At 63.4% G+C, this 9,132-nt stretch carries 10 protein-coding genes and 1 pseudogene; 7 read left to right on the forward strand and 4 right to left on the reverse strand.

Annotated features, from left to right (window positions below; genetic code table 11):
- The 4 genes and pseudogenes from GSM73_RS27660 to cobG form a co-directional block, all read right to left on the reverse strand.
- Positions 1-195: pseudogene (locus GSM73_RS27660) on the reverse strand (precorrin-3B C(17)-methyltransferase); the annotation flags it as partial.
- Positions 195-929 (reverse strand): precorrin-2 C(20)-methyltransferase, encoded by a 735-nt coding sequence (locus GSM73_RS20805; RefSeq protein ID WP_160893698.1) that lies wholly within the window; start codon positions 927-929, stop codon positions 195-197. The pseudogene GSM73_RS27660 and the gene GSM73_RS20805, both read right to left, overlap by 1 nt.
- On the reverse strand, positions 926-1,552 hold the full coding sequence (locus GSM73_RS20810) for a precorrin-8X methylmutase (protein ID WP_160893700.1): 627 nt from the start codon (positions 1,550-1,552) through the stop codon (positions 926-928). Before GSM73_RS20810 ends, GSM73_RS20805 begins: the two co-directional genes overlap by 4 nt.
- Positions 1,545-2,864, reverse strand: a complete 1,320-nt coding sequence (gene cobG, locus GSM73_RS20815) for a precorrin-3B synthase (RefSeq protein ID WP_256677021.1) — start codon at positions 2,862-2,864, stop codon at positions 1,545-1,547. The genes GSM73_RS20810 and cobG overlap by 8 nt, the downstream gene beginning before the upstream one ends.
- Positions 2,865-3,269: 405 nt before the next feature.
- Here cobG and GSM73_RS20820 point away from each other — a divergent pair, with 405 nt between their 5' ends.
- From GSM73_RS20820 to GSM73_RS20850, 7 genes are all read left to right on the forward strand, one after another.
- On the forward strand, positions 3,270-4,175 hold the full coding sequence (locus tag GSM73_RS20820) for a zeta toxin family protein (RefSeq protein ID WP_076382852.1): 906 nt from the start codon (positions 3,270-3,272) through the stop codon (positions 4,173-4,175).
- 305 nt (positions 4,176-4,480) lie between these two features.
- The gene (cbiE, locus tag GSM73_RS20825; protein WP_076382854.1) at positions 4,481-5,692 is read left to right on the forward strand and encodes a precorrin-6y C5,15-methyltransferase (decarboxylating) subunit CbiE; all 1,212 of its coding nucleotides are present in this window, start codon (positions 4,481-4,483) and stop codon (positions 5,690-5,692) included.
- The gene (locus tag GSM73_RS20830) at positions 5,685-6,782 is read left to right on the forward strand and encodes a cobalt-precorrin-5B (C(1))-methyltransferase (RefSeq protein ID WP_160893704.1); all 1,098 of its coding nucleotides are present in this window, start codon (positions 5,685-5,687) and stop codon (positions 6,780-6,782) included. The genes cbiE and GSM73_RS20830 overlap by 8 nt, the downstream gene beginning before the upstream one ends.
- Positions 6,779-7,501, forward strand: coding sequence for a cobalt-precorrin-6A reductase (locus GSM73_RS20835; protein ID WP_160893706.1), 723 nt, complete (start codon positions 6,779-6,781; stop codon positions 7,499-7,501). The genes GSM73_RS20830 and GSM73_RS20835 overlap by 4 nt, the downstream gene beginning before the upstream one ends.
- Before the next feature lie 319 nt (positions 7,502-7,820).
- Positions 7,821-8,225, forward strand: a complete 405-nt coding sequence (locus GSM73_RS20840) for a DUF2946 domain-containing protein (protein WP_160893708.1) — start codon at positions 7,821-7,823, stop codon at positions 8,223-8,225.
- A gap of 47 nt (positions 8,226-8,272) precedes the next feature.
- The gene (locus GSM73_RS20845) at positions 8,273-8,752 is read left to right on the forward strand and encodes a copper chaperone PCu(A)C (RefSeq protein ID WP_047227371.1); all 480 of its coding nucleotides are present in this window, start codon (positions 8,273-8,275) and stop codon (positions 8,750-8,752) included.
- Between the two features lie 57 nt (positions 8,753-8,809).
- On the forward strand, positions 8,810-9,132 hold a 323-nt coding region (locus GSM73_RS20850), incomplete at its 3' end, for a DUF2946 domain-containing protein (RefSeq protein WP_256677055.1).

Below are 9,132 nucleotides of genomic sequence, written 5' to 3' on the forward strand. Positions count from 1 at the left end.
CAGGGCGATGATCGGCGTGTCCTGTTGGTAGAGCTCGCGCAGCGTTGTGCCGAACTCGGTGTATTGACGATCCACACCCTCGACCCGTCCGCTCAGGCCGTGAATCAGGGCGTCAGGGTAGCGCTGCTGGATCCGTCGGGCGGTGGCGAGACTGCCCGGGCCGAGGATGACAATGGCCGGCACTTTGGAAGTCATCAACCCTGCCACCGTTCGCCGGGCACGATGATCAGCGAGAAGTACGGCGAGGACATGGGCTCGACGTCGTCCAGCGGCACGATCTTCTGGTTGGCCATGGTTGCCCGCTCGACGTACAACGCCCGACCGTCCAGGCCCAGTTCCTGGAGCACCTGCCGGACCTTGGGGAAGTTACGCCCCAGTTTCATGATCACCGCCGCATCGGCGTCGGCCAGGCGGCGCTTGAGTTCCTCAAAGGGCAGTACGCCGGAGAGCACCGACAGGCTCTGATTGCGATAGACCAGCGGCGCACCCAGCACCGAGGCGCCACCGAGCATCGAGCACACGCCAGGAATCACCTCGGCGTCATAGCGCTCGGCCAGGCGATCGTGCAGGTACATGTAAGAGCCGTAGAAGAACGGATCGCCCTCGCAGATCACCGCCACATCACGACCGGCATCCAGATGCACGGCCAACTGCTCGGCAGCGGTGTCGTAGAAGTCGGCGATGACCTGTTCATAGGACAGCGGGGCCGGCAGCGCTTCGGTGGTCACCGGATAGACCAGCGGCAGCAACGTCTGCGCCTCCTGCAAATGCGCCTCGATGATGCCGAAAGCGTTGCCCTTCTTGCCCTTGGCGACGAAGTACGCCACCACCGGCGATTCGCGCAGCAGGCGCAGGGCCTTGACCGTAATCAGTTCCGGGTCACCGGGGCCTACGCCGAGGCCGATCAGACGTCCAGGCTGCTGCATCATTCAATCTCCGTAGCGAGGGCGTTGACGGCGGCGGCGGCCATGGCGCTGCCGCCGAGCCGGCCTTGCATGATCACGAACGGCACGCCACGGCTGTTGGCTGCCAGCATCGCCTTGGAATCGGCGGCCCCGACGAAGCCCACCGGGAAGCCCAGGATCAGTGCCGGTTTCGGCGCGCCGGCATCGAGCATTTCCAACAGGTAGAACAGGGCGGTCGGCGCGTTGCCGATCACCACGACACTGCCTTCCAGATGCGGACGCCAAAGCTCCAGGGCGGCCGCCGAACGGGTGTTGCCCAATTCAAGGGCCAACGCCGGCACGCTCTCGTCGCGCAAGGTACAGATCACCGGATTGTTCGCTGGCAGGCGAGCCCGGGTCACGCCTTCGCTGACCATCCGCGCATCGCACAGGATCGGCGCACCGGCGGCCAGCGCCTGGCGTCCCGCCGTGCCGGCGCCCTCGGAAAACTGCAGGCCATCGACGGCCTCGACCATGCCGCAGGCGTGAATCACCCGCACCGCGAGTTTTTCCAAGTCGGCCGGAATGCGCGCCAGGTTGGCTTCGGCGCGAATGATCGCGAAGGAGTTGCGATAGATCTCCTGACCGTCGCGGATGTAATCAAGCATCAAGGGGGCTCCGGGGGCGAGCGTCGAGCCAGTGGCCGAGCGCTTCAATAGTTAGATCGTGCGCCTGCAACGCGCCGAAACCCGGCAGCGTCGCATCGCGAAAATACAGGTCGTAACGACCGGGGGCGACCGCCAGCAAGGTGGCGGGCGCGACATGGGCCGCTGCGCAGGAACGCGGACAGCCCGAGAGATGGATCTTCAGGGCACGGCCCTGGCGTTGCAGCAGCTCGGCCAATTGACGAGCATCGGCCTTGGTGTCGGCCAGGGCTTTGCCACAGCCACTGGAGCCGGTACACGCGATGAGTTGCGCCAGGGGTTGCTCGAGCGAGCACAACAGCCCCAACTCCTCGAGCCGCGCCAGCACATCGGGCGCATCCTCGCGGCGCACGTTGGGCAGCAACAGGCTCTGCCAGGGGCTGAAACGCAGGCTGGCGTCGCCCTTGCCCCGCGCCAATTGCGCCGCTGCGCGCAGCATGACGGCGTCGAGCCGGCCCAGAGGCGCCGCCGCGCCAACGTAGACCCGGTCGTCGTACTGGGAATGGATGCCGATGTGCAATCCGTCGATGGACTCGCCCCGCCGCCAATCCGGAGGGGGCTGCAACGCCACGCGGCGGGCCAACTGGACGAGGAACTCATCCCTCGGGATTTCGCCCAGCACGTGACGCATGCGCGTCTGGTCGGGACGGGCCAGGTCGAGAAACAACTCCAGCACCGCTACCACCAAATCATGTCCCTGGGCCAGGCCCACAGCGCCGTCCGGCTTATCCAGCGGGGTGCCGGCCAGCCCGAAGGCCAGCCACGGTTCGCCGTTGCGAACCAGCGCCGAGAGCCACAGGTCATGGTGATGTTCAAGCATCGCCAACCCTTCCCCGCCGTCCAATTGCACGGCGAACTTGGCCGACAGCTCATGGAAGCGTTCATGGGTTTGCAGGGTGAAAAGAATCCGCGCGGCCAACGGACGGGTATCGAGCAGCATCTGCCGGTCGATCCCGGCCGTGGGGCTGAGCATCAGGTTGCGCACGTCATCGCCGGCCAGTTTGCGGGGGCCAAGTCCGGCGTTCAGCAAGGGCTCGATCAACGCATCGTGCTGGGGCCCAATCCCACGGATTTGCAGGTTGGCGCGGTTGGTCGCCTCGATGACGCCACCGGCGAACCGCTCGGCCGCCAACGCCACGGCGTCGGCCTGATCCGCCTGGATGGAACCACCGTCGAGCTTGATCCGGCAGATCCCTCCGTCCAGCGCCTGGACGACACGCAGCAACCCCGGACAACCCGAGGGGCGTATGACGCTGGATGATGGACGTTCGTTCAAGGGCAAACCGGTCGATAAGGCACGCCGCAACGGCGAAGGCCCGCCATTATGCCTGCTTTGCCGGGGGGCATGAAAAGCTTGCTGGTCGGATTGCGGGCATCGCGCTGCGCCAGGGAGCCGATCACGGCCACAAAACGGGGGGAGCGAGCCTGTTCGCGATAGCGGTCCACCTGAAAGGGTGATGTTGAATGTGCCAACGCCTTCGCGAGCAAGCCCGCCAAAGGGGTTCGGTGTCAGGCACGCTGACGTAAGTTTCCGGCGCCTTCCATGTAGGGATTTTTACCTTAAAAAACAGGCACATATCTTGGAACACATGCTCATTTGAACAAGCCGCAAAACCCCGCTTTATTCAAAGGGCAACCACTCACTTCACTTCATGGGAATCTTTGATAAGGACATCAGGATATGCCACACACATCGAATTACGCCTACACCCCGGAACAGGTCACGACCGCATTCACCGGGATCACCGACACGCTGTTCAATGGCATTACGGTCGAGTCCGTCCCCAAAATGCTGATCGTCGCCGGATCGCAGGGATCGGGTAAAACCTATCTGCTGGAAAAAAGCCTCCTGCCCTCCCAACGCTACGACAATCATGTGCGCCTGTACCTGCCCGAGTACCGGGAAAAACACCCTCACTACGCCGAAATGATCAAACACGGTGTGCTGCATGCTTATGAGCATACAGAGGCCTTTGTTCGAGAGGTTTGCTCGAAAATCTTCGCAGAGGCGTTCAGGAAAAAATACAACATCATCATGGAATGCGCGTTCGACAGCATCGATTTCGCGGCCTTCCCGGCGATGGCCACGGCAGCGGGCTATCAGCTGGAAACCCACATCATCGCCTGCAAAAAAGAGTTCGCTCATCTATCGAGTATCAAAAGAGCCCTCAGAAGCCTGGAAAAACAGGAGCTGGAAAGGTTCGTCACGCTATCGGCGCTCAATGCCAGCCTGGGCAACGCCCAGCCGACCCTGCTGGCTATCGAGACGGCGGCCAAAGCAGTCAGCGGCTCGCAGATATGCTTGTACGAGCGCGGGTTCGGCCCTTTGAAGGAACGGATCCTGCGCACCCAAAGCACCTATACCCTCGATCCGGACGGGACTTTGCTCATCGCGGGACCGAAGGTGGTTTATGCAAATGCCTTCGAGATCATCACCAACAACCGCCTCCACCTCATCGGCGACCGCGAAGAAATGGTAAAGGAGTGCCACCTGACACTGCTCAAGACCCAGCCCCATGCTGAACACGTACCCGACTCGGTCTACAACGATCTGTATGCCTATATCCTCAAATACGTCTACCGATGAATCGGCTGCCTGCTTGAGAAGGTGATGTTGAATGTGCCGACGCCATCGCGAGCAGGCTCGCTCCCACAGGGGATTTGTGACGGCCTCAGACTCTGCGGGACCTGTGGCAAACACAAACCTAGTGCCTCCCCCAATCAAAACTGTGGGAGCGAGCCTGCTCGCGATAGCGGTCTGTCTGAATCGGCGCCGCACGCCGGCAGACTGCCAACGGCCCACGCCATAACCGAAGGCGCACGGTATGATGGCGGCCCGGTTCGCGTGCGCAACAAGCCCGCCGATCAAACCTATCCATTCGAGGAACAGAGATGACCCCCTGGCTGACCGTAGTGGGCATCGGTGAAGACGGCTTCAAGGGCCTGGGCCGAGCGGCTCGCCACGCTTTGCTGCAGGCCTCGCGTATTCTGGGCAGTGAGCGCCAGTTGGCGCTATTGCCGCTGTGCATCCGCGGTGAACGGGAGCTGTGGCCCAGTCCATTTTCCCTCGAACCGCTGCTGGCACGGCGCGGAGACCCCGTGTGCGTGCTGGCCAGCGGCGATCCCATGTTCTATGGCGTAGGCGCCAGCCTCGCCAAACACCTGCCTGGCGAGCAGATGCGGGTCATTCCAGCGCCATCGTCCTGTTCGCTGGCGGCGGCCCGCATGGGTTGGCCCTTGCAGGAGGTGGTCACCCTGTCGCTGGTGGCACGGCCCCTGGCGGCACTCAGCGCTCACTTATCCACAGGCGTCCGGCTGTTGCTGCTGAGCAACGACCGCCACAGTCCTGCCGCCGTGGCGGCGCTACTTCGCGAGCGCGGCTTCGGCCCCAGCCCCATGACCGTGCTCGAACATCTGGGCGGCGCCGCCGAACGGCGGATCGAAAGCTGTGCGGCACAATGGTCCGATCCCACCGTCGCGGACCTGAACCTGATCGCCATCGAATGCCGCGCCGAACCCTCGGCGTTGCGCCTGTCGCGCCTGGCCGGTTTGCCGGACACTGCGTTTGAACATGACGGCCAGCTCACCAAACGTGACGTGCGCGCCATTACCCTCGCCCGTCTGGCCCCGATGCCCGGTGAATTGCTCTGGGATGTGGGGGCGGGCAGCGGCTCCATCGGTATCGAATGGATGCGCGCCCACCCCAGTTGCCGAGCCCTGGCCATCGAGGCCGACGAAGGCCGCCAAGGGTTGATCGAACGAAACCGCGACACCCTAGGCGTGCCCGGTCTGCAACTGATCCGCGGGCGGGCACCGCAGGCTCTGGAAGGACTGGAGCCGCCGGACGCGGTATTCATCGGCGGCGGCGTAACCCGCGAGGGCGTGCTCGACGCTTGCTGGGCTCGACTCAAGCCCGGCGGACGGCTGGTGGCCAACGCCGTGACGCTGCAGAGCGAGATGACGCTGATGAACTGGCGCGAACTTCATGGCGGCGAACTGACCCGTATCCACATCGCCCAGGCCCAGCCATTGGGCGAGTTCGACACCTGGCGCCAGGCATTGCCCATCACCTTGCTCGACCTGGTCAAACCCTTCGATGCGTGACGAAACCGCCGAACAACCCGCGCCCCTGCGCAGCGGCCTGACCACCGGCAGTTGCGCCACCGCCACCAGTCTGGCGGCCGCCCGGCTGCTGCTTTGCGGCATCCAGGCCGATGCCGTGGAGATCGTGCTGCCCAAAGGCAAGCACGTGCAGATGCGCCTGGAATTCTGCCGCCTGACCGAGCAAGGCGCCGAAGCCGGGACGATCAAGGACGCCGGCGATGACCCGGACGTGACCCACGGCGCGCTGCTGTTTTCCCAGGTGAGGCTGATAACCGAGCCTGGGGTGCGCTTCATTGCCGGGCGTGGCGTGGGCACCGTGACGCGGCCAGGATTGGTATTGGACGTCGGTGAGCCGGCGATCAATCCGGTACCACGTAAAATGATCGGCGACCACCTGGGACGGCTGGCCGAGCAAGCCGGGTATGCCGGCGGCTTCGAGGTCACGGTCAACGTTGAGGGCGGCGAAGCGCTGGCGCTGAAAACCATGAATCCCCGGCTGGGGATCCTCGGCGGCCTGTCGATCCTCGGCACCAGCGGCATCGTCCGACCATTCTCCTGCGCGGCCTACATTGCCTCGATCCACCAGGGCATCGACGTGGCGAAAACCAACGGTTACCTGCACATCGCCGCCTGCACCGGCAACGCCAGCGAAGACACCATGCGCCGGGTCTACAACCTGCCGGAAATCGCCCTGATCGAAATGGGCGATTTTGTCGGGGCGGTGCTCAAGCATGTGCGCAAGGTGCCCGTGGAGAAGCTCAGCCTCTGTGGCGGCTTTGGCAAAATCAGCAAATTGGCCGCCGGTCACATGGACCTGCACAGCCGTCATTCAAGTATCGACCTGCCACAACTGGCGCAATGGGCAGCCGCCATCGGTGCCGATGAGGCATTGCAGCAAGGCATTCGCCAGGCCAACACCAGCCAGCAAGCCCTGGCGATGGCCAGCGCCGCTGGCATCGCCCTCGGCGACGCAGTCTGCGAACACGCCCTGGCCTTCGCTCGCGGCATCGTACCGGCCCAGGTCCAGGTCGAAGTCTTCGCCATCGACCGCCAGGGCGGCATCGTCGGTCACGCCGGAGCTTTCAAATGAAACGCATCCTGCTGCTGGGGGGGATCACCGAAGCCCTGGCCATCGCCCGCACCCTGGGCCCAACACACCTCTACAGCCTGGCGGGGATCGGCCGCGTTCCCACCGACCTGACCTGTCAGGTGCGCGTCGGCGGCTACGGCGGCGCCGAAGGGCTGACGCAATTCATTCGTGACCAAGGCATCGACCTGTTGCTGGATGCGACCCACCCCTACGCCGCACAGATCAGCCACAACGCCGCCCACGCAGCCCGCGCTTGCGGCATTCCCTGCTGGGCCCTGCGCCGTCCGGCATGGCAACCCCAGGCCGGGGATGACTGGCGCGAAGTGGCCGACTGGGCCGAACTGATCCAGGCCCTGCTGCCGTTCCACCGCCCCCTCTTCACCCTTGGCCGCGAGCCGCTGCAACACCTGCACGAAATCCCGCCCGAGCAATTCTGGACCCTGCGGGCCCTGGAGGTTTACCCCGGTAATGAGCGCTGCGAAGTCATAGGTGCCCGTGGACCGTTTCATATTGACGGTGAGCGCGAACTGTTCGAACGGCGGCGGATCGATGTGCTGATCAGCAAGAACAGCGGCAGCACGGCCACCGAGCCGAAGCTGGAAGTAGCGCGGGAGCGGGGGCTGCCGGTGTTGGTGTTGAAGCGGCCGGTGTTGCCGGGGGTGGATCGGGAGTTTGGGACGGTGGGTGAGGTGCTGCAGGGGCTTCGGCATTTGGTCTGACAGTCCCCTGCACCCAGGGCCGCTTCGCGCCCCAACGGGGATAAATCCCCTCGCCACAAAGAGTGCGCACACCCCTAGATTTTCAAAGGAATGCTATGGCCCTGACACGAAGCTATAAACACATGATGAAGCCCCTACTCTGCTTTTGAACGCAGAGCCGGAGATGATCAAAATCCCTTGCCATAAAAGCACTCCCTTGAAGATCTGTTGCTACTGTTAACCCAAGCCCTGCGACCCTACACCGCACGTGCTCTTTTTACTTATCAACCCCGATCAGGCTAAATACCGCCACCTGATCGACCATCGAGCGGATTGCCCCATGTCCCGACAACGGCTTGCATTTGCCTGGATCGCCTGCTTCGCAGTGCTGTTCAACATGCTTGCCATGCCGCTTTCCGGCAGCGGTGGTGCGATGGCACAGGCCCAGTCGCCAGCCGAGCAATTGCTGTGGGGCAGTTTCTGCTCTTCCAGCGGAACGAAACTGGTGGCGATTTCCCTGGGCAAGCTCGAGCAGAGCACGCCGCAGAACGACGATCACTCGACGATGCAGCATTGCTGGTGCTGTGCGGGGTCGCCGCCCTTGGTGGCGCTCACCGGGCACGAGCCGCAGTTGTACCTGAATGCTCAGCCGGCCCATCGCGGCGCTGCCCACCCACTGCTCGACAGCCCCACACCGCGCCAGCAATGGCCGAGCCTCAATCCCCGCGCCTCACCTCTGGCCTGATTCTTCCCGCATGCCCCTGCGCCCTGAATCGTTCCGGAGAATGACCCATGCTGAACAGACTTATCCTGCTGGCCGCCCTGCTGCTTCCCGTCGGCTTCGCCCAAGCTCACCAGTACAAAGCGGGCGAGCTTGAAATCGCTCATCCATGGTCCCAGGAGTTGCCGCCCAATGCGCCGACCGTGGCCGCGTACTTCGTGATTCACAACAAGGGCACAACCGCCGACAAACTGCTCAGCGTCGATTCGCCGATTGCCGACAAAGCCGAGCTCCACGAACACGTGATGCAAAACGACCTGATGAAAATGCAAGCGGTGCCCGTCGTTGATATCGCCCCCGGTGCGACTGTCACCTTCGCGCCGATGGCTTATCACGTGATGCTGCTGGGGCTGGAGGATCGCAGCCTGCTCAGCGACGGCAAACGCTTCCCTCTGACCCTGCATTTCGAAAAAGCGGGGGATGTCACGGTCGATGTCGCGGTGCAGAAAAAAGCCCCCGACAGCAGCAAAACCCAAACGCACGCCCACTGATCACCTTTGCCCATGCGAACGCCCCGCGCCAGGACGGTCATGCCCCGCCGTCAGCTGATGAGCCTGACACGCGGCAGCTGGATCAGCCTGTTCGCCATGCTGATGATCTTTATCGGTCCGCTGATTTCTCAGTCGATGCCGATGGATCAGCGCATGTCTTCGTCCATGACCATGAACATGGAAATGGACATGTCGGCGGGCGTTCACGCCGAGCATGAAGCAGCGAAAGCCGAACATTGCCCGCCCCAGAGCGAGCATCACGTACTGTGGGAAAAGTGTGGTTATTGCAGCCTGCTGTTCAATTGCCCTGCGCTGACGGGGGGGCATAGCTTCGCCGTCTTCGATACCCCGCCACCCCACACCTACACCAGCCCCTCACC

Source organism: Pseudomonas sp. PICF6 (assembly GCF_009831705.1).
Classification (GTDB): domain Bacteria; phylum Pseudomonadota; class Gammaproteobacteria; order Pseudomonadales; family Pseudomonadaceae; genus Aquipseudomonas; species Aquipseudomonas rhizophila.